This is a genomic window from Streptomyces sp. NPDC055749, assembly GCF_053617235.1.
Map to the genome: position 1 here is coordinate 26,135 of NZ_JBSHFH010000018.1, position 24,304 is coordinate 50,438.

Annotated in this window: 20 protein-coding genes; 9 read left to right on the forward strand and 11 right to left on the reverse strand. The window is 69.8% G+C overall.

The annotated features are described in order from the left end of the window. Positions 1 to 4 precede the first annotated feature (4 nt). The 5 genes from ACWGO0_RS16040 to ACWGO0_RS16060 all read right to left on the reverse strand — a co-directional run bounded on the left by ACWGO0_RS16040 (position 5) and on the right by ACWGO0_RS16060 (position 7,475). Positions 5 to 322 carry a bifunctional 3-phenylpropionate/cinnamic acid dioxygenase ferredoxin subunit gene (locus ACWGO0_RS16040; protein WP_185301523.1) on the reverse strand — a complete coding sequence of 106 codons (318 nt, stop codon included), beginning with the start codon at positions 320 to 322 and terminating at the stop codon, positions 5 to 7. Then, positions 322 to 1,539, reverse strand: coding sequence for a Fe-S cluster assembly protein SufD (gene sufD, locus ACWGO0_RS16045; RefSeq protein ID WP_453534174.1), 1,218 nt, complete (start codon positions 1,537 to 1,539; stop codon positions 322 to 324). The genes ACWGO0_RS16040 and sufD overlap by 1 nt, the downstream gene beginning before the upstream one ends. A 59-nt stretch (positions 1,540 to 1,598) precedes the next feature. Then, positions 1,599 to 3,020 carry a Fe-S cluster assembly protein SufB gene (gene sufB, locus ACWGO0_RS16050; protein ID WP_453534177.1) on the reverse strand — a complete coding sequence of 474 codons (1,422 nt, stop codon included), beginning with the start codon at positions 3,018 to 3,020 and terminating at the stop codon, positions 1,599 to 1,601. Further along, complete coding sequence (locus ACWGO0_RS16055) at positions 3,017 to 3,754, reverse strand: helix-turn-helix transcriptional regulator (protein WP_453534180.1); 738 nt, start codon at positions 3,752 to 3,754, stop codon at positions 3,017 to 3,019. Before ACWGO0_RS16055 ends, sufB begins: the two co-directional genes overlap by 4 nt. A 214-nt stretch (positions 3,755 to 3,968) precedes the next feature. Next, positions 3,969 to 7,475: a S8 family serine peptidase gene (locus ACWGO0_RS16060; protein WP_453534183.1), complete on the reverse strand. Its 3,507-nt coding sequence runs from the start codon at positions 7,473 to 7,475 to the stop codon at positions 3,969 to 3,971. Between the two features lie 421 nt (positions 7,476 to 7,896). Here ACWGO0_RS16060 and ACWGO0_RS16065 point away from each other — a divergent pair, with 421 nt between their 5' ends. The 3 genes from ACWGO0_RS16065 (at position 7,897) to ACWGO0_RS16075 (ending at position 10,632) form a co-directional block, all read left to right on the forward strand. After that, positions 7,897 to 8,823: an ABC transporter ATP-binding protein gene (locus tag ACWGO0_RS16065; protein WP_453534186.1), complete on the forward strand. Its 927-nt coding sequence runs from the start codon at positions 7,897 to 7,899 to the stop codon at positions 8,821 to 8,823. Then, positions 8,820 to 9,587, forward strand: a complete 768-nt coding sequence (locus ACWGO0_RS16070) for an ABC transporter permease (RefSeq protein WP_453534189.1) — start codon at positions 8,820 to 8,822, stop codon at positions 9,585 to 9,587. Before ACWGO0_RS16065 ends, ACWGO0_RS16070 begins: the two co-directional genes overlap by 4 nt. A gap of 73 nt (positions 9,588 to 9,660) precedes the next feature. After that, complete coding sequence (locus ACWGO0_RS16075; protein ID WP_453534192.1) at positions 9,661 to 10,632, forward strand: COX15/CtaA family protein; 972 nt, start codon at positions 9,661 to 9,663, stop codon at positions 10,630 to 10,632. A 20-nt stretch (positions 10,633 to 10,652) separates the two neighbouring features. Here the strand turns inward: ACWGO0_RS16075 and ACWGO0_RS16080 are convergent, their stop codons facing one another. The 3 genes from ACWGO0_RS16080 to ACWGO0_RS16090 all read right to left on the reverse strand — a co-directional run bounded on the left by ACWGO0_RS16080 (position 10,653) and on the right by ACWGO0_RS16090 (position 13,282). Next, complete coding sequence (locus tag ACWGO0_RS16080) at positions 10,653 to 11,789, reverse strand: amidohydrolase (protein ID WP_453534195.1); 1,137 nt, start codon at positions 11,787 to 11,789, stop codon at positions 10,653 to 10,655. Between the two features lie 86 nt (positions 11,790 to 11,875). Next, on the reverse strand, positions 11,876 to 12,232 hold the full coding sequence (locus ACWGO0_RS16085) for a hypothetical protein (protein ID WP_453534198.1): 357 nt from the start codon (positions 12,230 to 12,232) through the stop codon (positions 11,876 to 11,878). A gap of 96 nt (positions 12,233 to 12,328) precedes the next feature. Then, complete coding sequence (locus ACWGO0_RS16090) at positions 12,329 to 13,282, reverse strand: heme o synthase (RefSeq protein ID WP_453534200.1); 954 nt, start codon at positions 13,280 to 13,282, stop codon at positions 12,329 to 12,331. A 285-nt stretch (positions 13,283 to 13,567) separates the two neighbouring features. On the opposite strand from ACWGO0_RS16090, the gene tkt reads away from it, so the two are divergent. The 6 genes from tkt to ACWGO0_RS16120 all read left to right on the forward strand — a co-directional run bounded on the left by tkt (position 13,568) and on the right by ACWGO0_RS16120 (position 20,617). After that, positions 13,568 to 15,655: a transketolase gene (gene tkt / locus ACWGO0_RS16095; protein ID WP_453534203.1), complete on the forward strand. Its 2,088-nt coding sequence runs from the start codon at positions 13,568 to 13,570 to the stop codon at positions 15,653 to 15,655. A gap of 34 nt (positions 15,656 to 15,689) precedes the next feature. Beyond that, entirely contained in the window at positions 15,690 to 16,808 is a 1,119-nt protein-coding gene (tal, locus tag ACWGO0_RS16100; RefSeq protein WP_453534206.1) for a transaldolase, read from the forward strand. 5 nt (positions 16,809 to 16,813) lie between these two features. Further along, positions 16,814 to 18,346: a glucose-6-phosphate dehydrogenase gene (gene zwf, locus ACWGO0_RS16105; protein ID WP_453534209.1), complete on the forward strand. Its 1,533-nt coding sequence runs from the start codon at positions 16,814 to 16,816 to the stop codon at positions 18,344 to 18,346. Continuing rightward, positions 18,343 to 19,386, forward strand: a complete 1,044-nt coding sequence (opcA, locus tag ACWGO0_RS16110) for a glucose-6-phosphate dehydrogenase assembly protein OpcA (protein ID WP_453534212.1) — start codon at positions 18,343 to 18,345, stop codon at positions 19,384 to 19,386. The genes zwf and opcA overlap by 4 nt, the downstream gene beginning before the upstream one ends. Next, the gene (pgl, locus tag ACWGO0_RS16115; RefSeq protein WP_453534215.1) at positions 19,383 to 20,165 is read left to right on the forward strand and encodes a 6-phosphogluconolactonase; all 783 of its coding nucleotides are present in this window, start codon (positions 19,383 to 19,385) and stop codon (positions 20,163 to 20,165) included. The genes opcA and pgl overlap by 4 nt, the downstream gene beginning before the upstream one ends. Positions 20,166 to 20,245: 80 nt before the next feature. After that, a complete protein-coding gene (locus ACWGO0_RS16120) occupies positions 20,246 to 20,617 on the forward strand; it encodes a VOC family protein (RefSeq protein ID WP_453534218.1) in 372 nt (123 codons plus the stop codon). On the opposite strand, the gene ACWGO0_RS16125 is transcribed toward ACWGO0_RS16120, so the two are convergent. The 3 genes from ACWGO0_RS16125 to pgi are packed head-to-tail and all read right to left on the reverse strand — an operon-like array spanning position 20,589 to position 24,285. Then, positions 20,589 to 22,118: a PH domain-containing protein gene (locus ACWGO0_RS16125; RefSeq protein WP_453534221.1), complete on the reverse strand. Its 1,530-nt coding sequence runs from the start codon at positions 22,116 to 22,118 to the stop codon at positions 20,589 to 20,591. The genes ACWGO0_RS16120 and ACWGO0_RS16125 overlap by 29 nt on opposite strands. Continuing rightward, positions 22,115 to 22,618 carry a PH domain-containing protein gene (locus ACWGO0_RS16130; RefSeq protein WP_453534224.1) on the reverse strand — a complete coding sequence of 168 codons (504 nt, stop codon included), beginning with the start codon at positions 22,616 to 22,618 and terminating at the stop codon, positions 22,115 to 22,117. Before ACWGO0_RS16130 ends, ACWGO0_RS16125 begins: the two co-directional genes overlap by 4 nt. 5 nt (positions 22,619 to 22,623) lie before the next feature. Next, on the reverse strand, positions 22,624 to 24,285 hold the full coding sequence (gene pgi, locus ACWGO0_RS16135) for a glucose-6-phosphate isomerase (protein ID WP_453534227.1): 1,662 nt from the start codon (positions 24,283 to 24,285) through the stop codon (positions 22,624 to 22,626). Between the last annotated feature and the right edge of the window lie 19 nt (positions 24,286 to 24,304).

The following is a 24,304-nucleotide window of genomic DNA, read 5'->3' on the forward strand; positions in this document are numbered from 1 at the left end:
TGACTCAGGTCTCCTGGGTGACGGAGACGAGCACATCGTCCCCTTCGATCTTTACGGGGTAAACGGGAACGGGGCGCGTCGCGGGAAGGCCGGACGGCTTGCCGGTGCGCAGATCGAAACTCGATCCGTGCAGCCAGCACTCGATCATGCAGTCCTCGACCTCGCCCTCCGAGAGCGACACGTTCGCGTGCGAGCAGATGTCGTTGATCGCGAACACCTCGCCCTCGGTGCGCACCACGGACACCGGCGTGCCGTCGAGCTCCACCCGCTTGGGGGTGTCGTCCTCCAGCTCGCTCAGCGCACAGGCTTTGACGAAGGCCATCAGACGGACGCCTTCAGCTCGGTCTCGATCTTGTCGAGGAGACGGGCTTCGACGTCCGGCAGACCGATCTGCTGGACCAGCTCGGCGAAGAAGCCGCGCACGACGAGGCGGCGGGCCTCCTCGGCCGGGATGCCGCGCGACTGGAGGTAGAAAAGCTGCTCGTCGTCGAAACGGCCGGTCGCGGACGCGTGGCCCGCGCCGACGATCTCGCCGGTCTCGATCTCCAGGTTAGGCACGGAGTCGACCCGGGCGCCGTCCGTGAGGACGAGGTTGCGGTTCATCTCGTACGTGTCGGTGCCCTCGGCCTTGGCCTGGATGAGGACGTCACCGATCCATACGGCGTGCGCGCCGTCGCCCTGCAGCGCGCCCTTGTAGGCCACGTTGGACTTGCAGTGCGGGGTGTTGTGGTCGACGAGGAGGCGGTGCTCCTGGTGCTGGCCCTTGTCGGTGAAGTACAGACCGAAGAGCTCGGCCTCGCCGCCGGGGCCCGCGTAGCTGATACGCGGGTGGATACGGACGAGGTCGCCGCCGAAGGTGACGACGATCGACTTGAACGAGGCGTCCCGGCCGATCAGCGCGTTGTGCTGGCCGACGTGGACGGCCTTCTCGTCCCAGTCCTGGACCGAGACGACGGTGAGCTTGGCACCGTCGCCCAGCACGTAGTCGACGTTGGCGGCGAGCACCGCGTCACCCGTGTGGTCGATGACGACGACGGCCTCGGCGAAGGCTCCCAGCTCGATGAGCTGGTGGCCGTAGGCGATGCCGCCCTCGCCGTGCACGGCGATACGGATCGGCTCGGTGAGCAAGGCCTCCTTTGCGACCGTGACGACCGATGCCTGCTCGAAGGACGTGTACGCCTGGGCGGCGACACGGTCCACCGGGGTGCCGGCCTTGCCGAGCCGCGAGTCCTCGCGGCCGACGGTCTCGACGGTGACCCCTTCCGGGGCCTCGATCGCGACCTTCACACCGTCGCCGGTGGCGACGGCGCTGCCGTCGTGCAGCCCGCGGAGACGCTCCAGCGGCGTGAACCGCCACTCCTCCTCGCGGCCGTGCGGGACGGGGAAGTCCGCGACGTCGAAGGACGGGGGGGCGCTCATGCGCGTGGCGACGGTCGACTCGGCGGCCACCGCGATGGAGCCGGCGGTCGTCGAACCGGCCGGAGGGGGTCCCCCCGCTCGAGCGGAGTCGAGAGTGGGGGAGTTCTGAGCCTCAGCCATGGCTGTCGTAGTGCTCGCTTTCTCAGTCAAGAAGTCGGGGGACGCGGTCGGCGGGCGTACTAGCCGACCGAACCCTCCATCTGCAGCTCGATCAGCCGGTTGAGCTCAAGGGCGTACTCCATGGGCAGCTCCTTGGCGATCGGCTCGACGAAGCCGCGCACGATCATCGCCATGGCCTCGAACTCGGTGAGTCCGCGGCTCATGAGGTAGAAGAGCTGGTCCTCGGAGACCTTGGAGACGGTCGCCTCGTGCCCCATCGACACGTCGTCCTCGCGGACGTCGACGTACGGGTAGGTGTCGGAGCGCGAGATCGTGTCGACCAGCAGCGCGTCACAGAGCACGTTGGACTTCGCGCCCGGCGCACCCTCGCCGATCTCGATGAGACCGCGGTAGGAGGTACGGCCGCCGCCTCGTGCCACCGACTTGGAGACGATGTTGGACGAGGTGTTCGGGGCCATGTGGACCATCTTGGCGCCGGCGTCCTGGTGCTGGCCCTCGCCGGCGAAGGCGATGGACAGGGTCTCGCCCTTGGCGTGCTCGCCCATCAGGTAGATGGCCGGGTACTTCATGGTGACCTTGGAGCCGATGTTGCCGTCGACCCACTCCATGGTCGCGCCCTCGTACGCCACGGCGCGCTTGGTGACGAGGTTGTAGACGTTGTTCGACCAGTTCTGGATCGTCGTGTAGCGGCAACGGCCGCCCTTCTTCACGATGATCTCGACGACCGCGGAGTGCAGCGAGTCCGAGGAGTAGATCGGCGCGGTGCAGCCCTCGACGTAGTGGACGTAGGCGTCCTCGTCGACGATGATCAGCGTCCGCTCGAACTGGCCCATGTTCTCCGTGTTGATACGGAAGTAGGCCTGGAGCGGGATCTCGACGTGCACGCCCTTCGGCACGTAGATGAACGATCCGCCGGACCACACGGCCGTGTTCAGCGAGGCGAACTTGTTGTCGCCGACCGGGATGACGGTGCCGAAGTACTCCTTGAAGAGCTCCGGGTGCTCCTTCAGCGCGGTGTCGGTGTCCATGAAGATGACACCCTGCGCCTCCAGCTCCTCGTTGATCTGGTGGTAGACGACCTCGGACTCGTACTGGGCCGCGACACCGGCGACGAGGCGCTGCTTCTCCGCCTCGGGGATGCCGAGCTTGTCGTACGTGTTCTTGATGTCCTCGGGCAGGTCCTCCCAGGACTCCGCCTGCTTCTCCGTGGACCGCACGAAGTACTTGATGTTGTCGAAGTCGATGCCCGAGAGGTCGGAGCCCCAGTTCGGCATGGGCTTCTTGCCGAAGAGCTTCAGGCCCTTGAGCCGCAGCTTCAGCATCCACTCGGGTTCGTTCTTCTTCTCCGAGATGTCGCGGACGACAGCCTCGGAGAGGCCGCGCTTGGCCGCAGCGCCTGCCGCGTCGGAGTCGGCCCAACCGAATTCGTACGTGCCCAGACCCTCGAGCTCAGGGTGGGCAGTCTCCGTGGGGAGCGTCATGCGGGGTTCCTCCCGGCAGTGCTTGCAGATACTGAGGTGGTCTGTGGTGTTGCGTGGCCGCTGCGCGGCACATACGTCGTACACACGCCGTCGCCGTGGGCGAGGGTGGCCAGACGCTGCACATGGGTCCCGAGCAGGCTGGAGAAGAGTTCCGTCTCCGCCTCGCACAGCTGCGGGAACTGCTCGGCGACATGCGCGACCGGGCAGTGGTGCTGGCACAACTGCTCGCCCTGCTGCGGGCCGGGCGCACTTCGCGCCGTAGCAGCATACCCGTCTGCGGACAAGGCCCTGGCCAGGGCCTCGGTGCGGTCCTCGGGGTCCGCCGATTCGACCGCGGCGCGGTACACCTCGGCCTGTGCGGCCATCCGGGCGCGGGCGAAAGCGACGACCGCTTCGTCGCCCGAGGTCTCGGCGATCCAGCGCAGGGCGTCGGCGGCGAGCTTGTCGTAGGACTGGTCGAAGGCGTCCCGGCCGCAATCGGTCAGGGCGAACACCTTGGCGGGACGCCCACGGGTCCGTGCCCCGTACACCCGCTGGTCGCGGGCCTCGACGACACCGTCGGATACGAGGGCGTCGAGGTGACGGCGGACGGCGGCCTGGGTGAGCCGGACGCGCTTGGCCAGATCGGCGGCGGTGGACGGGCCGTGGTCCAGGATGGAGCGCGCGACCCGGTTGCGCGTAGAACGCTCACCGGTCGCGAGTTCCTCCTGCGGAGCCTCGCCAACGTATTTCACAACGCCATTGTTGCTTAATTCATCGGAGCCTGACAACCCGCGCTCCGATCATGGCCTGATGGGGTTCATCACTTAGGCATACCTAAGTTGACCTGCGGAAATGATCATTCCGAGCCCCGGCCCCGCACGACGGCCCACACGACGGCCCGCCCGGCAGATGCCGGGCGGGCCGCGGTGTCCGGCGTGTCGGCCGGGGGTGGTTCAGGTGCTCAGGTCACGTCAGGTCCGGCCGCTGCGAGACCCGGACGGAGTTCACCAGAGACTTGCCCTGGATGGCCGACAGCCGCACATTGAGCTGCCCGTCGGTGACCTCCACCGTGACCGTCTTGTCCAGGGCGGTGTACGTGCCCTTCTCCAGCGCGATATCGAGGTTGGAGACGTACTCCTTGCCCTCGGCGAGCACGTCGAAGACCCTGGCACCCGGCTTGGTGCCGGTGACCTCGGCGAATCCCAGCTCGACGCGGTAGACGCCGTTGGGGACGTTGTCGAAGCGGTACTCCAGCACACCGCTGCGGGCGGTGCGGTACAGCGCCTGCTCACCGGTGCCGGAGATGGTCTTCGTCGTGCCGATCCTGCTCGTTGTCCCGATGTAGCCGTACGAACCGGCCGCGTACTCCCGGTCCGCACCCCAGGTGTCGCCGAGCAGGTCCGTCGTCGAACCGGCGACGCCGGCGTCGAGCGCCGCCTGGTAGGCCGGGACGACGATCTTCAGCGGGATCTCGGTCACGGGCGCCCTGCCGCTCTCCGAGGAGACGAGCAGGGTGCCGGTGAGCACCGTGCCGGGCGTGGCGCCCGTGGTGTCGAAGGTGAGCTCCACCTTCTGTTCGGCGCCCTTGGCCAGCTCGCCGGAGGCGGGCGTGGCCGTGACCCAGGTGGCGTCGCCCCGTTCCTTGACCGTGTACGGGGTGGTGGTGCCCGTGTTGCTCACGGTCAGCGTGCGGGTGCGGTCCTGGTCCGCCGGGACGACCAGGGCGTAATCCGCCGCGGATGCCTTGACCGCACCGGTCTTCAGCACGGCGTCGGCCACGGCGATGTCCTTGGCCTTCAGTCCGCGCTCCGCCGTTACGCCGGAGTAGTGGTCCGCCACGACCGCGATGTCGTAGGCGGCCTCCGTGGTGCCCGCCGGGACCTGGACGAGATAGCTGCCGTCGGCGCCCGTGGTGCCGGTTGCGACGCCGGTACCGCCCTGGCCGACCTTCACGGTGGCGCCCGCGACCGGCCGGCCGTCGTTGTCGTCGGTGACCGTGCCGGTCAGCACGGCGCTCTTGCTGGTGCTGAAGGTGATGCTCATACCGTCCGTGACGGCCGCCTGGTTGTGGGAATACAGCAGGGCGTCCGTACCGGTGTCGTTCTCGGTGCCGACGGTGGCGCCGGACCCGTTCTCGAAGGTGCCGTCGCCGATGTCCTTGTAGTGGTAGGAAACGGCGCCGTCCTCACCGATGACCGCGGCGAAGCTGATCCGCTGGGCCGTGGAGGAGCTGATCTGCACGTCCCGCCACTCGACGACCACCGAGCGGTGCGGCGCGGTGCCGCGGGCCGCCCAGTAGACACCGGAGACGCTTGAGCCGCTGTCGATCTGGAGGTTGTCCCAGAAGGGGTAGAGCGCGCCGTTGGGATTACCCGTGGTCGGCAGGCTGGCGTTCACCGAAGAGGTACTGACGGTGCCGAACCCGAGGACGCCCTCGGTGGTGGCGGTGGCGGCGCGGTACGTCTTTCCGTACAGCCCGACCGGGAACGGCAGGTCGAAGCGGGCCGAACCGCTCGTCGCGCTGGACATCGCCAGCTTGGTGTCACCCGTCGGGAAGGCTCCGGTGCCCGCGCGGCAGGTCGTGCCGAAGGTGTCCGCGCGGGCGGCCAGGTCGAGGTCCCTGGTGACCGAGGCGGTCAGCTCAACGCTCACGCTCGACGCCGACGCGCAGCGGCTGACCGGGGTGACGGCCACGTTGTACGTACCGACCGGCAGGGTCAGCGTGTACGTGCCGTCGGCGGCCGAGACCGTCTTCACCGGGGTGCCCTGGGCGACGACGTTCGCGCCGGCCTCGACGCCGGCCTCGGTCCTCACGGTGCCGCTGAGCGTCGCGCTGGGCGCCTGCGTCAGGGTGAGGTCCTTGGTCGTCGTCTCGTTCTCGAGGATCGTGACGGTGGACTCGGTGGCGTGGAACCCGAACTTGGAGACGGTGATCCGGTAGTCGCCGACCATCACCTTGGGCAGGGCGTAGGAGCCGTCCGCGCCGGTGGTGACGGTGGACTTCATCGGTCCGTCCAGCGACACGAGGGCGTCCGCGACGGGCGCGTCACCGGAGCCGACCTTGCCGCCGAGTGCGCCGAGCGGTCCGCGCGGGGTGGCGCTGACCGCGGCGTACGCGTCGAGGCGTCCTTCGCCCCAGACGTTGTTCTTCGCCGCGGTGCCGCCACAGGTCGTGTTGTCCGTGTCGATCGCGGTCTGGTCGAGGAGCTTCTCCGTCTCCGCGACGTTGCCGCGGATCGCGGGCGAGGCCGCCCACATCAGCGCCACGGTGGCGGCGGTGTGCGGGGAGGCCATCGACGTACCGGAAATGGCGTTGTAGCCGCCGCCCATCCACGAGGAGCGGACGTTGACGCCGGGCGCGGAGAGGTTCGGCTTGAGGGTGCCCGCCTCGCCGGTGCCGCGCGAGGAGAAGCTCGCGATGGTGTTGTTGATGTCGAAGGCGCCGGAGGAGTAGCTGTTGGCGTAGGCGCCGGGCGATCCGGAGGTGTTGCAGCCGGGGCCGTTGTTTCCGTTGGAGAAGGCCGGGAAGATGCCCGCGTCACGCCAGGACTGGACGGTGGCCTTGTACCAGGTGTCGATGACGTTGGCGCCCCACGAGTTGTTCACCACGTCAGGCGCGAGGTCCGGCCGCGGGTTGGCGCCCGAGGCGTCCGTGGGCGCGACCATCCACTGGCCCGAGGCGAGCAGCGTCTCCCGCGCGCAGGAGCTGGTCCCGCAGCCCTTGGCGGCGATCCAGCGGGCGCCGGGTGCGACACCCACCTGGTTGGCGCCGCCGTCGTCGCCGACCATGGTTCCCATGGTGTGGGTGCCGTGACCGTTGTTGTCGCAGGGCGTGGTGCCCGAGCAGACCTTGGTCGGGTCGAACCAGTTGTACGCGTGGTCGTACGTGCCGTCCGCCTTCAGGCCCCGGTACTTGGCCGCGACCGCCGGGTGGTCGAACTGGACGCCGCTGTCGATGTTGGCCACGACGATGCCGTCACCGCGTACGCCCAGGTCGTTCCAGACCTTCGGGGCGTTGATGCGGTCGAGGTTCCACTCGACGGCGTCGACCTCGGGCTCGCTGGTGCCGGGCAGCGGGTCGGGAATCGTGACCGGGTCGTCGGCCTCGATGGTGGCCACGTCCGCACGGGCCGCGATCTTCTCGGCGAGTGCCTTGTCGCCGGTGATCTGCACGGTGTTGGCGATCCAGAACGACTTGTACGTCGCTCCGGCGTCCTTGGCCAGCGCGATGACCCCGGCCTGGGACTTCTTGGCGAACGCTGTCTTCGTTTCGAGAACGGCGCGGGCCTTGGCCGTCTTGCCCTTCGCCTTGCGGGCGGACGCGACATCCGCTTCGGCCTTCAGGCCGACCCAGAAGGTCACCTCGTCCTCGGCCGCGAACCGCTTGAGCAGTTCGGCCTCGGACTTGGCCTGGTACGCGGACCGCGGCGCCGGCTCGGCCTCCCTGGCCTGAGCGGGCGAGGCGCTGATCATGAGGGGTAACGCGGTCGCTGCCGCGGTGAGAAGTGCGGCGGCTGACCGCCGTCTGAGACGCGTGGAACGTCGGATCACGAGCTCTCCTTCAGGAGCGGCGGGGGTCGCCCGCCGTAGTGGATGAAGGAACAGGCGCGGGTGCCACTCACTACTGCCGCTGCCCGTGTACATGTGGGGGGCGCAGCAACCGCATGAGCTCAGGGAGGAGCATGGGGGATGTGACGCAGGGCACGTAAGGGGGCGACGGGGAGCCCGGGACTGCCATTGGCCGGACTTTGAGGTGTGACGAGGTTTCGCCCGGGGAAGTACGCGTCGGACCCGGCGGAGCCGCCCCGTCCCGGTTCGGCCCCACATTGGCGAAATCGCGCTCCACGGGACCCAGGCCCCGGGGCCCTTCGGTCGCTGCCTAGACTTACCGGCCATGAACAGCGAGTGGGTCGTCCAGGTCGCCGGCCTGGTGAAGCGGTACGGCACCAAGACCGCGGTGGACGGCCTCGACCTCGACGTCCGGGCCGGCGCGGTCACCGCGGTCCTCGGTCCCAACGGCGCGGGCAAGACCACCACCATCGAGACCTGCGAGGGCTACCGGAAGCCGGACGCCGGGACCGTACGCGTCCTCGGCCTCGACCCGGTCGCCGACGCCGGGGCACTGCGCCCCCGGGTCGGGGTGATGCTCCAGTCCGGCGGGGTGTACTCCGGCGCGCGGGCCGACGAGATGCTGCGCCACATGGCCAGGCTGTACGCCCGCCCGCTGGACGTCGACGCCCTGATCGAACGCCTCGGCCTCGGCAGCTGCGGACGCACGACCTACCGCCGGCTCTCCGGCGGCCAGCAACAGCGGCTCGCCCTGGCGATGGCCGTCGTGGGCCGTCCCGAGCTGGTCTTCCTCGACGAGCCGACCGCGGGCCTCGACCCGCAGGCCCGGCGCTCCACCTGGGATCTCGTACGGGAACTGCGCGGCGACGGCGTCTCGGTCGTCCTGACCACCCACTTCATGGACGAGGCCGAGGAGCTGGCCGACGACGTGGCCATCATCGACGCCGGCCGGGTCATCGCCACGGGCAGCCCGGAGTCGCTGTGCCGCGGCGGCGCCGAGAACACCCTGCGCTTCACCGGCCGCCCCGGCCTCGACCTCGGCTCACTGCTCAAGGCGCTGCCCGACGGCACCGAGGCGGCCGAGCCGGCCACGGGCACGTACCGCATCACGGGAGAGATCGACCCGCAGCTGCTGGCCACCGTGACCTCCTGGTGCGCCCAGCACGGCGTGATGCCGTCCGGTATCGCCGTGGAGCGGCACACGCTCGAGGACGTCTTCCTGGAACTGACCGGCAAGGAGCTGCGCGCATGAGCGCCGGTACGTACACCCCCCGTCCCGGCGCGGCCCCGCTGCCCCGCATGATCGCCGCGCAGACCGCGCTGGAGACGCGGATGCTGCTGCGCAACGGCGAGCAGCTGCTCCTCACCGTGATCATCCCGACGCTGCTCCTCGTGCTGTTCAGCGCGGTCGACATCGTGGACACCGGCGCGGGCGAGGCGGTCGACTTCCTGACGCCCGGCATTCTCGCGCTGGCCGTGATGTCCACCGCCTTCACCGGCCAGGCCATCGCCACCGGCTTCGAACGGCGCTACGGGGTGCTCAAGCGGCTCGGTGCCTCGCCGCTGCCGCGCTGGGCGCTGATGACAGCGAAAACCCTGTCGGTGCTGGTCACCGAGGTGCTGCAGATCGTGCTGCTGACGGCGATCGCTTTCGCGCTCGGCTGGTCACCGCACGGCAACCCCTTGTCCGTACTGCTGCTTCTGGTGCTGGGCACCGCGGCGTTCTCGGGCCTCGGGCTGCTGATGGCCGGGACGCTGAAGGCGGAGGCGACCCTCGCCGCAGCCAACCTGGTCTTCCTGCTGCTGTTGGTGGGCGGTGGCGTCATCGTGCCGCTCGACAAGTTCCCGGACGCGGTCCAGTCGGTCCTGGGTCTGCTGCCGGTCTCGGCCCTCTCCGAGGGACTGCGGGACGTCCTCCAGCACGGTGCCTCCATGCCGTGGGGCGAGGCAGGAATCCTCGCGGTCTGGGCGGTGCTCGGGCTCGGGGCGGCGGCGAAGTTCTTCCGCTGGGAGTAGGCGCACGCGTGTGACGCATGGCATTCGGGCGTAACGCACCCCTCGTGAAAACGTGCACAAGCCCCCGCCTACGATGGTTCGCGTGGAAACCCCCCTCTCCTACATCGCCAAGCGCTGGACTCCGTCCACAGAGGTGGTCCGGCGCGCCGCTCTCTCCGCCGTCGTGATGACCGTGTTCATCATCGTCACGGGCGGTGCCGTCCGGCTGACCGGTTCCGGTCTCGGCTGCGACACGTGGCCCAAGTGCACCGACGACAGCCTCTTCGCGACGCCCGAGCAAGGTCTGCACGGCGCGATCGAGTTCGGCAACCGGATGCTCACCTACGTCCTGTCGGCCGCCGTCGGCTGGGCGATCATCGCGGTGCGCTCTTCCAAGCCCCGTCGTAGCGGGCTGACCCGCCTCGCCTGGTCACAGTTCTGGCTCGTGATGGGGAACGCCGTCCTCGGCGGAATCACGGTCTGGGCGGGCCTCAACCCGTGGACGGTGGCCGGGCACTTCCTGCTCGCCAACACCCTGCTCGCGGTGGCCGTCATCACCTGGGTGCGGGTCGGCGAGGGCGACGGCGCGCCGCGTCCGCGTGCCCCGCGCCCGGTGCGCGGCCTGTCCTGGGCAATCGTCGTCACCACGGTCGTCCTGATCGCTCTCGGTACGACGGTGACCGGTTCCGGCAAGCACGCCGGCGACAGCAGCGACGTACCGCGCATGCCGTGGGACTGGAACGCCGCCGCCCATGTGCACGCCATCTCCGCGTGGGTGGTCTGCGCCCTGGCCGTCGCCATGTGGCTGGCGCTGCGCGTGGTGGACGCCCCCGCCGACACCCGGGCACGCGCCCGTGACCTGCTGATCGTGCTGCTGGCGCAGGGTGCGATCGGGTACGTGCAGTACTTCAGCGACGTCCCCGAAATCCTGGTCGGCGTCCATATGCTCGGCTCCTCGCTGATGTGGATCGCCGTGCTGCGACTGTTCCTGAGCATGCGGGAGCGTCCGCAGGTCACGGCAGGCATCCCCGCACAGGAGACCCCGGCCGTGACCGTCGCGAGCTGACGCCCGCGAGCGTCCGCGTGTCAGCGGTCCAGCCCGTACACCCGGCGCGCGTTGCCCGAGCCGATCAGCTCGGCGACGCGCGTCGCGTCGTTACGTGACCACGCGCCGTCCGTCACCCAGCCGCCCAGCACCCGGCCGAGCGCCTCGTGGAACTGCCGTGCCCCGACCAGATGAAGCTCGGGCAGTGCACTCGCCCCGCTGGAGAACAGCAGCTTGCCGAACGGGGCGAGTTCCAGGATCTCCGCCAGTACGGCATCGGCGCGCGCTCCCGTACGGGCGAGGGCGGAGCCCAGATCCGCGTAGACATGCGAGTGGGCGTCCGCGAGCTGGGCGGCGCGCCGGTGGTGCGGGTAGCTGTGCAGCAGCACCAGGTCGGTGCCGAGACCGGCGGTGGCGGTGGCGAATCCCGCCAGCCGCATCGGATCGGCGGCGCCCAGATGGAGTTGCAGCGGCAGACCGCAGGCGACGGCGCTCCACAGCAGATGGCCCAGCAGTACGGGGTCGGCGGGCGGACCGCAGCCGGTGCGCCGGTCCGCCGCGCCGCTGCGCGCCGCGCGCCGGTCCGCCTCCCGGCCGGCGAGCCACCGGCCGGCCGCGGTGCGCACCTCCCCGGGGCCGGGTGGTCCCGGATTCCGCTCCGTGCCGTGGCGTGCGCCGGCCACCGAAGTAAAGGCGACGGCGGAGGCGGCAGCCGCGTGGACGGCCTCGCCGAGGTTCACGAGGAAGGTGTCGACGGTGCCGGAGGTGTCGGCGACCTGCTCGGCCAGCACGTCCAGCCGGACGATCTCCCGGGCCCCCGCGCCGGCCGCCGAGGCGACCTCGGCGGGACCCGTGAGGTCTCCGGGGAGCCCGGTGTCGACGAGATACGTGGAGACACCTGTGGCGCGCAACAGGCGGCGGGTGGTCTCCACGACGCCCAGCTCCCTGCGCCTCGCGAGGTAACGCGCGGGCGCGCAGTGCGCTTCCAGGTCCAGCAGGGGCGGGCACCAGCGGCGTACCGCGAAGCCGGTCTGGGTGTCGAAGAAGGTGGTGCCCGGGGCGGGCCCGGATCCGGCCGTTGACAGCTGGGCCTCGAAGGTGGCGAGGCCCAGCTCGGCGCGGAGCACCCCGTGGCAGTGCTGATCGACCAGGTCCGCCACGGGCAGTGTGTCGGTCATCCGGGACTCCCTGCGATGGCGTGCGTATGCACGGCCTAACGGGTGAGCCCCGTGTCAGGTGTTGCCCGTGTGCTGTCCCGAACGGCTCAGCGGTTGTTGGAGGGTCCGCCGAGCTGGATACCGGCCATCCGGGTCCACTCGTACGGTCCGGTGCTGACCTTGGCGGCGAAGTCGCCGTCGAAGCTCTCGTGCATCGTGATCCCGGACTTCCGCGCCGCACTGTCGGCCACCGCGTACGAGGGTGCGACGAGGTCGCCCCAGCCGCCGTCCTGGCCGACGAGGACGATGCGGGTGCCCGACTGCCCTATGTGGGCGAGGTGGCCCTCGGCGCCGCCGTGCTCCTTGGCGAACGCGCCGATCTGCTTGGCCAGCTTCGCCGCCCTGCGCTCCGCGCGGGCCGCCTGCTTGCTCTCCACCTGCTGGGTCTCTGCCGTCTCTGCCATGCCAAGGATGCTACCGAGGGGTAGATCGACTGGCGACGGGCGGGCCACGTGGCCTGTGCCACGTGACCCGCCCGTCGGCGGAAGTTGATGCGCGAGTTACCGCAGGAAGGGGTCCACCGCGACAGCGACGAAGAGCAGCGAGACATAGGTGATGGACCAGTGGAACAGCCGCATCTCCTTGAGCTTCGCGCCCGTCACCCCGGACTTGGCCCGGTTCTGCAGGCCGTGCGCCTCCCAGAGCCAGAACCCGCCGGTCACCAGGGCCACCGCCGTATAGAACCAGCCGGTGTAGCCGAGCGGGGTCAGCAGCAGCGACACCGCCACCATCACCCAGCTGTAGATGACGATCTGGCGGGCGACCACCTGATTGCTGGCGATCACCGGAAGCATCGGAACGCCGACCCGGGCGTAGTCGTCCTTCACCTTCATCGAAAGCGGCCAGTAATGCGGCGGCGTCCAGAAGAAGATGACGGCGAAGAGAATGACCGCTGCCCACGAGAGCGAATTGGTCACGGCCGACCAGCCGATGAGGACGGGCATGCAGCCGGCGATTCCGCCCCAGACGATGTTCTGCGAGGTACGGCGCTTCAGCAGCATCGTGTAGACGACGACGTAGAAGAGCAGTGCGCCGAGAGCGAGGGCCGCGGAGAGCCAGTTGACGAGCAGCCCGAACCAGACGGTGGAAATCACCGCGAGCGAGATGCCGAATACCAGGCACTCGACCGGGCTCACCATGCCGGTGACCAGCGGGCGCTGCGACGTACGGTCCATCAGCGCGTCGATATCACGGTCGATGTACATGTTCAGCGCGTTGGCACCGCCCGCGGAGAGATATCCGCCGATGGTGGTAGTGAGTACGAGCCACAGGTCTGGAACACCTTGAGCGGCCAGGAACATCACCGGAACGGTGGTGATGAGCAACAGCTCGATGATTCGTGGCTTCGTAAGCGCCACGAATGCCTTGATGCGGGCCCCGAACGGGCGATGGCCCCCTGGGCTCGGAGTCAAGGCGACCCCTGCGGGTCGGGACTCGACGGCCGTCACGCACACCCCTGACAGAGAAATCCCAGCAAGCTCCGGGAGTGAAGGCCCGGTAAAGACTTGCGCGAACCAGACCATCGTAGACGTTGCGGATACGCCGCCCTTCGCGGGGGTGGGCTCGTGTTGAGGTGGCGTGGCAATGAACGGGCGCCGTCCGTCGAGAGGCGAAGTCCGCAGGTCGCCGTCACCCTGGAAAGTGCTCCGAAGGAGCGTGTCCGTCGGGGGTAGGCTCGACATCGCCCGGTGCGGTATCAGCCACCGGTTTACGACAGTGGAGAGGAGCCCTGACTCAGGGTGAGCACCAAGCCGACCACCACAGACCTCCAGTGGACCGAATTGGACCAGCGGGCCGTGGACACTGTCCGCGTCCTCGCCGCGGACGCCGTACAGAAGGTCGGAAACGGCCACCCGGGTACGGCGATGAGCCTGGCTCCCGCCGCGTACACCCTCTTCCAGAAGGTGATGCGGCACGACCCCGCCGACCCGGAGTGGGTCGGCCGTGACCGGTTCGTGCTCTCCGCGGGCCACTCCAGCCTGACCCTCTACATCCAGCTCTACCTGGCCGGTTACGGCCTGGAGCTCGACGACCTGAAGGCCTTCCGTACCTGGGGCTCCAAGACCCCGGGCCACCCGGAGTACGGCCACACGACGGGCGTCGAGACGACGACCGGGCCGCTCGGCCAGGGTGTCGCGAACGCTGTCGGTATGGCCATGGCCGCCCGCTACGAGCGCGGTCTGTTCGACCCGGAGGCGGCCCCCGGCACCTCCCCGTTCGACCACAACGTCTGGGTGATCGCCGGTGACGGCTGTCTCCAGGAGGGCATCTCCGCCGAGGCGTCCTCGCTGGCCGGGCACCAGAAGCTCGGCAACCTCGTCATGCTGTGGGACGACAACCACATCTCGATCGAGGGCGACACGGAGACCGCGGTCTCCGAGGACACCCTGAAGCGTTACGAGGCGTACGGCTGGCACGTCCAGCGTGTCGAGCAGCTGCCCAGCGGCGACCTCGACCCGGCGGGCCTGTACAAGGCGCTCCAGGCGGCCAAGGCCGAGACGGATCGCCCGTCGTTCATCGCGGCCCGCTCGATCATCGCCTGGCCCGCCCCGAACGCCCAGGACACCGAGGCCGCGCACGGCTCGGCGCTCGGCGACGACGAGGTCGCGGCCACCAAGCGCGTGCTCGGCTTCGACCCCGGGAAGAGCTTCGAGGTCTCCGACGAGGTCATCGGGCACACGCGTGAGGCGCTGGACCGCGGCCGTGAGGTCAAGGCCGAGTGGGAGAAGTCCCTCGCCGCGTGGCGTACCGCCAACCCGGAGCGCGCCGCCGAGTTCGACCGGATCTCCGCGGGTGAGCTGCCCACGGGCTGGGAAGAGAAGCTTCCGGTGTTCGAGCCCGGCAAGGGTGTCGCCACCCGCGCCGCCTCCGGCAAGGTCCTCCAGGCCCTGGGTGACGTCATCCCCGAGCTGTGGGGCGGCTCCGCCGACCTGGCCGGTTCGAACAACACGACGATCGACAAGACGTCGTCGTTCCTCCCCGCGGGCAACCCGCTGCCCGAGGCGGACCCGTACGGCCGCACGATCCACTTCGGTATCCGCGAGCACGCGATGGCCGCCGCCATGAACGGCATCGCGCTGCACGGCCACACCCGTATCTACGGCGGCACCTTCCTGGTGTTCTCCGACTACATGCGCAACGCGGTGCGCCTGTCCGCGCTGATGCACCTTCCGGTGACGTACGTGTGGACGCACGACTCGATCGGTCTCGGCGAGGACGGCCCGACCCACCAGCCGGTGGAGCACCTGGCCTCGCTGCGCGCGATCCCGGGCCTGAACGTCGTACGCCCGGCCGACGCGAACGAGACCACCATCGCCTGGCGCGAGATCCTGCGCCGCTACACCAAGGTGTTCGGCAAGGGTGCCCCGCACGGTCTGGCGCTGACCCGGCAGGGCGTGCCGACGTACGAGGCGAACGAGGACGCCGCCAAGGGCGGTTACGTGCTCTTCGACGCCGAGGGCGGTGAGCCCCAGGTCGTGCTGATCGGTACGGGCTCCGAGGTCCACCTCGCGGTCGAGGCGCGCGAGCAGCTCCAGGCCGCCGGTGTGCCGACGCGTGTCGTGTCGATGCCGTGCGTCGAGTGGTTCGAGGAGCAGGACCAGGCGTACAAGGACAGCGTTCTGCCGCCGTCCGTGAAGGCCCGCGTCGCCGTCGAGGCGGGCATCGGCCTGACCTGGCACCGGTACGTCGGTGACGCCGGCCGGATCGTCTCGCTGGAGCACTTCGGTGCCTCCGCGGACGCGAAGGTCCTCTTCCGCGAGTTCGGCTTCACCGCCGAGCACGTGGCTGCCGCCGCCCGGGAATCTCTGTCCGCCGCCGCACGCTGACGCCGGTATACGACTAGTAGGAGATGCATTTCCCATGACAGACGCACTCAAGCGCCTCTCCGACGAGGGCGTGGCGATCTGGCTCGACGACCTGTCGCGCACGCGGATCACTTCGGGCAACCTCGCCGAGCTGATCGACCAGAGCCACGTGGTCGGTGTCACCACCAACCCGTCGATCTTCCAGAAGGCGATCTCGCAGGGCCACGGTTACGACCAGCAGCTCACGGACCTCGCCGCCCGCAAGGTCACCGTCGACGAGGCCATCCGCATGATCACGACGGTCGACGTCCGCGACGCCGCCGACATCCTGCGGCCGGTCTTCGACGCGACGGGCGGCCAGGACGGCCGGGTCTCCATCGAGGTGGACCCGCGCCTGGCCCACAACACGGTGGCCACGATCGCCGAGGCCAAGCAGCTGGCCTGGCTGGTGGACCGGCCGAACACGCTCATCAAGATCCCGGCGACGAAGGCCGGCCTGCCGGCGATCACCGAGGTCATCGGCAAGGGCATCAGCGTCAACGTGACCCTGATCTTCTCGCTGGAGCGCTACCGCGAGGTGATGGACGCGTACCTGGCGGGCCTGGAGAAGGCGCGGGCCGCCGGCCTGGACCTCTCCAAGATCCACTCGGTCGCCTCGTTCTTCGTGTCCCGCGTGGACACCGAGATCGACAAGCGTCTCGACGCGATCGGCACCGACGAGGCGAAGTCCGCCAAGGGCAAGTCCGCCCTCGCCAACGCACGCCTGGCCTACGAGGCGTACGAAGAGGTCTTCGCGGGCGACCGCTGGGCCGCGCTGGACAAGGCGCAGGCCAACAAGCAGCGTCCGCTGTGGGCCTCCACCGGCGTGAAGGACCCGTCCCTCAAGGACACCCTGTACGTCGACGAGCTCGTCGCCCCGAACACGGTCAACACCATGCCCGAGGCCACGCTCGACGCCGTCGCCGACCACGGCGAGATCACCGGCAACACCATCGCGGGCAGCTACGACCGGTCTCGTGCCGACCTCGACGCGATCAAGAAGCTCGGGGTCAGCTACGACGACGTCGTCCAGCTGCTCGAGGACGAGGGCGTCGAGAAGTTCGAGGCGTCCTGGATCGACCTGCTCAACTCCACCGAGGCGGAACTCAAGCGCCTCGCCCCTTCGGAGGGCTGACCACCTTGTCTGGTGTTCCCGGAGCCAACCCGCTTCGTGACGCCCAGGACCGACGGCTCCCGCGTATCGCGGGGCCGTCGGGCCTGGTCATCTTTGGCGTCACGGGCGATTTGTCCCGTAAAAAGCTGATGCCCGCTGTCTATGACCTGGCCAATCGCGGCCTGCTGCCGCCGGGCTTCTCGCTCATCGGCTTCGCACGCCGCGAGTGGCAGAACGAGGACTTCGCGCAAGAGGTCCACGACGCCGTGAAGCAGCACGCCCGTACGCCGTTCCGTGAAGAGGTCTGGCAGCAGCTCATCCAGGGGATGCGCTTCGTCCAGGGCAACTTCGACGACGACGACGCGTTCGAGACCCTGAAGGAGACCATTCAGGAGCTCGACAAGGCACAGGGCACGGGCGGCAACTTCGCCTTCTACCTGTCCGTGCCGCCGAAGTTCTTCCCCCAGGTCGTCCAGCAGCTCAAGAAGCACGGGCTGGCCGACCAGAAGGAAGGCTCCTGGCGGCGTGCCGTCATCGAGAAGCCGTTCGGCCACGACCTCACCAGCGCGCAGGAGCTCAACCAGCTCGTGCACGATGTGTTCCCGCCCAACGAGGTCTTCCGGATCGACCACTACCTGGGCAAGGAGACCGTCCAGAACATCCTGGCGCTCCGCTTCGCCAACACGATGTTCGAGCCGATCTGGAACCGGTCCTACGTCGACCATGTCCAGATCACGATGGCCGAGGACATCGGCATCGGCGGCCGGGCCGGTTACTACGACGGCATCGGCGCGGCCCGTGACGTCATCCAGAACCACCTGCTCCAGCTGCTGGCGCTGACGGCGATGGAGGAGCCCGGCTCCTTCCACCCGAAGGCCCTGGTCGCCGAGAAGCTCAAGGTGCTCACGGCGGTGGAGCTGCCGGAGGACCTGGGCAAGCACACCGTGCGCGGCCAGTACGCCCACGCCTGGCAGGGCGGCGAGGAGAACCTCGGCTATCTGGAGGAGGAAGGCATCGACCCCAAGTCGACGACCGACACCTTCGCCGCGATCAAGCTGACGATCAACAACCGCCGCTGGGCGGGCGTCCCGTTCTACCTCCGTACCGGAAAGCGGCTCGGCCGCCGGGTCACGGAGATCGCGGTCGTCTTCAAGCGCGCCCCGTATCTGCCCTTCGAGTCCGGGGCGACCGAGGAGCTGGGCGGCAACGCCCTGGTCATCCGGGTCCAGCCGGACGAGGGTGTGACCGTGCGGTTCGGTTCGAAGGTGCCCGGCACCTCGATGGAGGTCCGGGACGTCACGATGGACTTCGCGTACGGCGAGTCCTTCACGGAGTCCAGCCCGGAGGCGTACGAGCGGCTCATCCTCGATGTGCTGCTCGGCGACGCCAACCTCTTCCCCCGCCACCAGGAGGTCGAACTCTCCTGGAACATCCTCGACCCGATCGAGGAGTACTGGGACAAGCACGGCAAGCCCGCGCAGTACAAGGCCGGTACCTGGGGTCCGGCCGAGGCGGACGAGATGCTCGCACGCGACGGACGGAGCTGGCGCCGGCCATGAAGATCGATCTCACGGAAACCACGTCCAGCAAGATCAATCAGGCGCTCGTGTCGGCCCGCCGTGCCATCGGCACGCCGGCCATCGGCATGGTGCTGACCCTGGTCATCGTCACCGACGAGGAGAACGCGTACGACGCCCTCAAGGCGGCGGGCGACTCCTCCCGCGAGCACCCCTCGCGGATCATCGCGGTGATCAAGCGGGTCAGCCGTTCACCGCGCAGCCGGCGTGACGCACGGCTCGACGCCGAGGTACGGGTCGGTTCCGACTCGGGCACCGGCGAGACCGTCGTCCTGCGGCTGCACGGCGAACTGGCCAACCACGCCCAGTCGGTGGTCCTGCCGCTGCTGCTGCCGGACGCACCGGTCGTGGTGTGGTGGCCGCAGGACGCGCCCGCCGACCCGGCGAAGGACCCGCTGGGCGCGCTGGCCCAGCGCCGGATCACGGACGCCTACTCGGCGGCCCGGCCGCTCGACGAACTCGCCGTGCGCGCCAGGACGTACAACCCGGGCGACACCGACCTGGCCTGGACCCGCATCACGCCGTGGCGTTCGATGCTGGCCGCCGCGCTCGACCAGCAGGTGGCCGAGGTCGTGGCCGCCACGGTCGAGGGCGAATCGGACAACCCGAGCTGTGAGCTGCTCGCCATGTGGCTCGCGGACCGGCTCGGCGTCCCGGTGGAGCGGACGCAGTCCTCGGGCCCCGGTCTGACGGCCGTCCGCATGGAGACGAAGAACGGCACCATCACGCTGCACCGGCCTGACGGTTCACTGGCCACGCTCTCCATGCAGGGCCAGCCGGACCGCGGAGTGGCACTGAAGCGGCGGGAGACCGCCGAACTCCTCGCGGAGGAACTGCGGCGCCTCGACCCGGACAACACCTACGCGTCGGCGGTGAAGTTCGGCCTGGAGAGGCTCGGCGGCCAGGGGACGAAGCCGGCCGCTGCCGAGGAGAATTCCGAGGCGGCCACGCCCACCCCCACCGCGACGGCCACGGCAGCGGCGGCCAAGAAGGCCGCTGCCAAGAAGGCGGCGTCGAAGTGAGCACTCCCCAACTGGTCGTGCACCGCGACAAGGAGCTGATGGCGCAGGCCGCGGCTGCCCGGCTGATCACGAAGATCGTGGACGCCCAGGCCGCACGCGGTTACGCCTCGGTGGTGCTGACCGGCGGGCGCAACGGCAACGGCCTGCTGGCCGCGCTCGCCGCCACGCCCGCACGGGACGCGATCGACTGGTCGCGGCTCGACCTGTGGTGGGGCGACGAGCGTTTCCTGCCCGAGGGCGATCCGGAGCGCAATGTCACGCAGGCCCGCAAGGCTCTGCTCGACTCGGTGGAGCTGGACCCGTCCCGGGTGCACGCGATGCCCGCTTCGGACGGCCCGTACGGCGACGACGCGGATGCGGCGGCAGCGGGGTACGCGGCCGAGCTCGCCGCGGCCTCCGGTCCGGAGAACCACGGCCCCGTACCGACGTTCGACGTGCTGATGCTGGGCGTCGGCCCGGACACGCATGTCGCGTCGCTCTTCCCGGAGTTGCCCGCGGTACGGGAGACCGAGCGCACCGTCGTCGGAGTGCACGGCGCGCCCAAGCCGCCGCCGACCCGTGTCTCGCTCACGCTGCCCGCCATCCGGGCGGCGCGCGAGGTGTGGCTGCTGGCGGCGGGCGAGGACAAGGCGGAGGCCGCGGCCATCGCCCTGTCGGGCGCCGGGGAGATCCAGGCCCCGGCGGCGGGGGCGTACGGGCGCAGCCGCACCCTGTGGCTGCTGGACGCGGCGGCGGCCTCGCAGCTGCCGCGCGCGCTCTACCCGCCGGCCTCTCCCTGAGAGGTCGTCAGCAAGGCTGTACGGAGGCCCGGTTCGCTCTCAGGAGCGGGCCGGGCCTCTGTCGTGAAAGGCTTCGGCCCATGGTGCGTATCGGAACTGTGGTGATGGGTGCGTCGGACGTACGGCGTGCGGCGTCGTTCTGGAAGGCGGCGCTGGAGTACGTCGAGCGCGAACCGCCGACGGACGACTGGGTGGTGCTGGTCCCGGCACAGGGTCAGGAGCACGGTGCCGGGCTGGCCCTGGGGCGGAGCGAGTCGCCGGTGCAGGAGGTTCCCCGGGTCCATCTCGACCTGTACACCGACGAGCAGGACGCCGAGGTGGACCGGCTGCTCGCGCTCGGCGCGGTCCGGGTGGCCTGGGAGCTGTACCCGCCGGACCCGGATTTCGTGGTGCTCGCCGACACGGAGGGCAACCGTTTCTGCGTCATCGACACGACGCACGGTCAGGTCTAGAGGGTTCACGCTCCAGGAACGGCTCCAGCAGGCCCGGGACGGCGCCGGAGGCGAAGTCGAGGCCCTCGGAGGCATCCGTGTCGTACGCCGTGTACGCGCCCGATCCGGCGGCCGTCGTGGCGGTGATGTCCAGGAGCCCGGCCCGCCGCTGGAAGTAGGACTGCTTCACGGTCCAGCCGATCACTCCGGCGCGCTCCAGCGCGGCCGTGGAGCGCCGCACCGTACCGGAGCGGGTCACCAGGTAGTCGCCGCCGACGGCGTGCCCCAGGGCGCGGTACGCGTCCAGGGCGAGGAGGACCGCGAGGGGCAGGAACACCACCGCGCAGGCCAGCGCGATCCAGAGCAGGACGGGCGTCAGCAGGGCGCCGAGGAGGGACAGGACGGCCACGGGGCCCAGCACGGACCAGAGGGCCCAGCCCAGCCTTCGGCGGCGGGCGGCGCGCGGGTGGCCGGTCAGAGCGGCTCCCGTGGGGGTCTTCGCCTCGCGCAGGACATCGGCGGCGACGCTGTCGGCGAGCTCGCGGGGCACGGCGGGCAGCAGGGTGTTGTGGTCCCCGTGCTGTTCCTTGTCGTCCTTGGCGAGACCCGTCGTGATCGCGTCCAGCCGGGCGGCGCCCATCAGACGGACCCCGAGCGGCTCGACGAGGTCCACCCCGCGCAGCCGCCGTTCCTCGATGGAGACCGACCGGGAGGTGAAGAGCCCGCGCCGGACCCGCAGGGTGCCGCCCGGTTCTCGCTCCAGCCGGTAGCTCCACCACATCTCGACCCAGAGTCCGAGCGCGCCGACGACGCCCGCGGTCACCGCCGCGACGACCAGGACGAGGACCGTCCAGAGCACCGGGGTGCCGCGGAACAGGTCGCCGATCCAGGCGATCACCTGGCCCTGCGCCCCGACCCACTCGCTGACCTGCATCACGGCCCCGGCCGCCGCGCCGCCCAGCATGGGGGCGACGAAGGACACCGGCGCGTACCGGATCCACCGGAGGTTCAGCCCGATCAGCTCGCCCTCGCGGTGACTCCCCGCCGGAGCGTCGGCCGCGCGTTCCAGGAGCAGCAGGCGCAGCCGCTCGCCCTCGGCGCGGGTGACCGGGTCGAGTTCAAGCGTCGAGTCGTTGCCGGCGTGCTCCCCGGTGCCGATCCGGACCGTGACGAGGCCGAGGAGGCGCAGCAGCGGGCGTGCGGTGAGGTCGACGCTGCGGATCCGTTCCCGGGCCAGCGAACGCTCCTTCACCAGCAGGAGGCCGGTGTGCAGTTCGACGCGTTCGGCGCCGACGCGGTAGCGGGTGCGGCGCCAGCGTACGTAGTCGGTGCCTGCCGAGCCGCCGGTGAGGACGACGACGGCGGCCGGTACCCAGAGCAGGGCGCTGCCGGTCCCGAAGCGTCCGGAGAGTGCGAGGCCGACCGGTACGGCAGCGCCCAGCAGTACCCCCGCCGTGACGAGTGCGGTGACCAGGACCGTACGCCGGTCGAGGGGCAGCCAGTCGTCGGCGGGGGTGCTCATGTGGCGTCCCCGGGGGTGTCCTGCGTGATCCGGGTCAGCCGTTCGGCCAGCTCAGCCGCCACCTCGTGGTCGAGGCCCTCGATCCGCACGGCGCCCCTGGCGGAGGCGGTCGTGACGGTGACCGTGGCGAGTCTCCAGAGCTGTTCCAGGGGGCCGCGCACGGTGTCCACGGTCTGGATCCGGGACATGGGCGCGATCCGCCACTCCTGCCGGAAGACGCCGGTGCGGACGTAGACGGCCTCGTCGGTGACCTCCCAGCGGTGCGTACGGAACCACCAGAGGGGGAAGAGGACGGCGCAGGCCAGTCCGACGGCCGCCAGGACCGCGGCGGACATCAGCAGCCAGAACCGGGCGGACCCGATGAACGCGCCCAGCAGGCCCAGCACCAGCACGGGCACCGCGGTCAGCAGCAGCCACTGGGCCCGCCACCAGCCGACGGCCCTGCGGTCCAGCGTGTTGCGCGGTGGCCGCAGCCGTACCGTCCCCTCCCCCGTCACCATGGAGCTCAGCGTCCCCGCAGCGAGCGGTAGGCGGCGACGAGCGCGGCGGTGGAGCTGTCGAGCTCCTCGCCACCGGTGCCCTCGGTCAGGACGGGCTCGATCCTCTTGGCGAGGACCTTGCCGAGCTCGACGCCCCACTGGTCGAAGGAGTCGATGTTCCAGACGGCGCCCTGGACGAAGACCTTGTGCTCGTACAGCGCGATGAGCTGGCCGAGCACCGACGGGGTCAGCCTGTCGGCGAGGATCGTCGTCGTCGGGTGGTTGCCGCGGAACGTCTTGTGCGGCACCAGTTCCTCGGGGACACCCTCCGCGCGGACCTCGTCGGCCGTCTTGCCGAAGGCCAGCGCCTGGGTCTGGGCGAAGAAGTTGGCCATCAGCAGGTCGTGCTGGGCGGCCAGACCGGGCAGCAGGTCCTCGACCGGCTCGGCGAAGCCGATGAAGTCGGCGGGGATGAACTTCGTACCCTGGTGGAGCAACTGGAAGTAGGCGTGCTGACCGTTGGTCCCGGGCGTGCCCCAGACGACCGGTCCGGTCTGCCACTGGACCGGATTGCCTTCCCGGTCCACGGACTTGCCGTTGGACTCCATGTCCAGCTGCTGCAAGTACGCGGTGAACTTGGACAGATAGTGGCTGTAGGGCAGCACGGCATGCGCCTGGGCGTCGAAGAACGCGCCGTACCAGACGCCCAGCAGACCGAGCAGCAGCGGGACGTTGTCCTCGGCGGGGGCGGTGCGGAAGTGCTCGTCGACGAGGTGGAAGCCGTCGAGCATCTCGCGGAACCGCTCCGGACCGATGGCGATCATCAGCGAGAGGCCGATCGCCGAGTCGTACGAGTAACGGCCGCCGACCCAGTCCCAGAACTCGAACATGTTGTCCGTGTCGATACCGAAGTCCGCGACCTTGCCGGCGTTGGTCGACAGCGCCACGAAGTGCTTGGCGACGGCTTCCTGACCGGTCCTCAGACCGGTGAGCAGCCAGTCGCGGGCCGAGGTGGCGTTGGTGATGGTCTCGATCGTGGTGAACGTCTTCGAGGCGATGACGAACAGCGTCTCGGCCGGGTCCAGGCCCTGCAGCGCCTCGTGGAGGTCGGCTCCGTCGACGTTCGACACGAAGCGGAAGGTGAGCGAGCGGTCCGTGAAGGAGCGCAGCGCCTCGTACGCCATGGCGGGACCGAGGTCGGAACCGCCGATGCCGATGTTCACCACGTTCTTGATCGGCCTGCCGGTGGAACCGGTCCACTCCCCCGACCTGACACGGTCGGAGAAGGCCGCCATCCTGTCCAGGACGGCGTGCACGGCGGGCACGATGTTCTCGCCGTGCCCGCCGTCGCCCCCGATCACAGCCTCGCGCGGGGCGCGGAGCGCGGTGTGCAGGACGGCGCGGTCCTCGGTGGTGTTGATCTTCTCGCCGCGGAACATCGCGTCCCGCAGCTCCTCCACACCGGTGGCGGCGGCGAGCTCGCGCAGCAGGCGGAGCGTCTCGTCGGTGACCAGGTTCTTGGAGTAGTCGATGCCGAGGCCGCCCACCCGGAGGGTGAATTCGGTTCCGCGGTCCGGTGACTCGGCGAACAGCTGTCGCAGCTGGGTCCCGCCGAGTTCCTCACGGTGCTTGGCGAGAGCCGTCCACTCGGGTGTCTGATTGAGCTTCGTTCGGCTTTGTGCGTTCATCCCGGGTATCAGCCCACTT

Bases quoted from the DNA above. Each gene is read 5' to 3' on its own strand.
- ACWGO0_RS16040 (WP_185301523.1), bottom strand. From the start codon at position 322: ATGGCCTTCGTCAAAGCCTGTGCGCTGAGCGAGCTGGAGGACGACACC.
- sufD (WP_453534174.1), bottom strand. From the start codon at position 1,539: ATGGCTGAGGCTCAGAACTCCCCCACTCTCGACTCCGCTCGAGCGGGG.
- ACWGO0_RS16060 (WP_453534183.1), bottom strand. From the start codon at position 7,475: ATGATCAGCGCCTCGCCCGCTCAGGCCAGGGAGGCCGAGCCGGCGCCG.
- ACWGO0_RS16080 (WP_453534195.1), bottom strand. From the start codon at position 11,789: ATGACCGACACACTGCCCGTGGCGGACCTGGTCGATCAGCACTGCCAC.
- ACWGO0_RS16125 (WP_453534221.1), bottom strand. From the start codon at position 22,118: ATGAGCACCCCCGCCGACGACTGGCTGCCCCTCGACCGGCGTACGGTC.
- ACWGO0_RS16085 (WP_453534198.1), bottom strand. From the start codon at position 12,232: ATGGCAGAGACGGCAGAGACCCAGCAGGTGGAGAGCAAGCAGGCGGCC.
- pgi (WP_453534227.1), bottom strand. From the start codon at position 24,285: ATGAACGCACAAAGCCGAACGAAGCTCAATCAGACACCCGAGTGGACG.
- sufB (WP_453534177.1), bottom strand. From the start codon at position 3,020: ATGACGCTCCCCACGGAGACTGCCCACCCTGAGCTCGAGGGTCTGGGC.
- ACWGO0_RS16070 (WP_453534189.1), top strand. From the start codon at position 8,820: ATGAGCGCCGGTACGTACACCCCCCGTCCCGGCGCGGCCCCGCTGCCC.
- ACWGO0_RS16130 (WP_453534224.1), bottom strand. From the start codon at position 22,618: ATGGTGACGGGGGAGGGGACGGTACGGCTGCGGCCACCGCGCAACACG.
- ACWGO0_RS16120 (WP_453534218.1), top strand. From the start codon at position 20,246: ATGGTGCGTATCGGAACTGTGGTGATGGGTGCGTCGGACGTACGGCGT.
- ACWGO0_RS16075 (WP_453534192.1), top strand. From the start codon at position 9,661: ATGGTTCGCGTGGAAACCCCCCTCTCCTACATCGCCAAGCGCTGGACT.
- tal (WP_453534206.1), top strand. From the start codon at position 15,690: ATGACAGACGCACTCAAGCGCCTCTCCGACGAGGGCGTGGCGATCTGG.
- opcA (WP_453534212.1), top strand. From the start codon at position 18,343: ATGAAGATCGATCTCACGGAAACCACGTCCAGCAAGATCAATCAGGCG.
- ACWGO0_RS16065 (WP_453534186.1), top strand. From the start codon at position 7,897: ATGAACAGCGAGTGGGTCGTCCAGGTCGCCGGCCTGGTGAAGCGGTAC.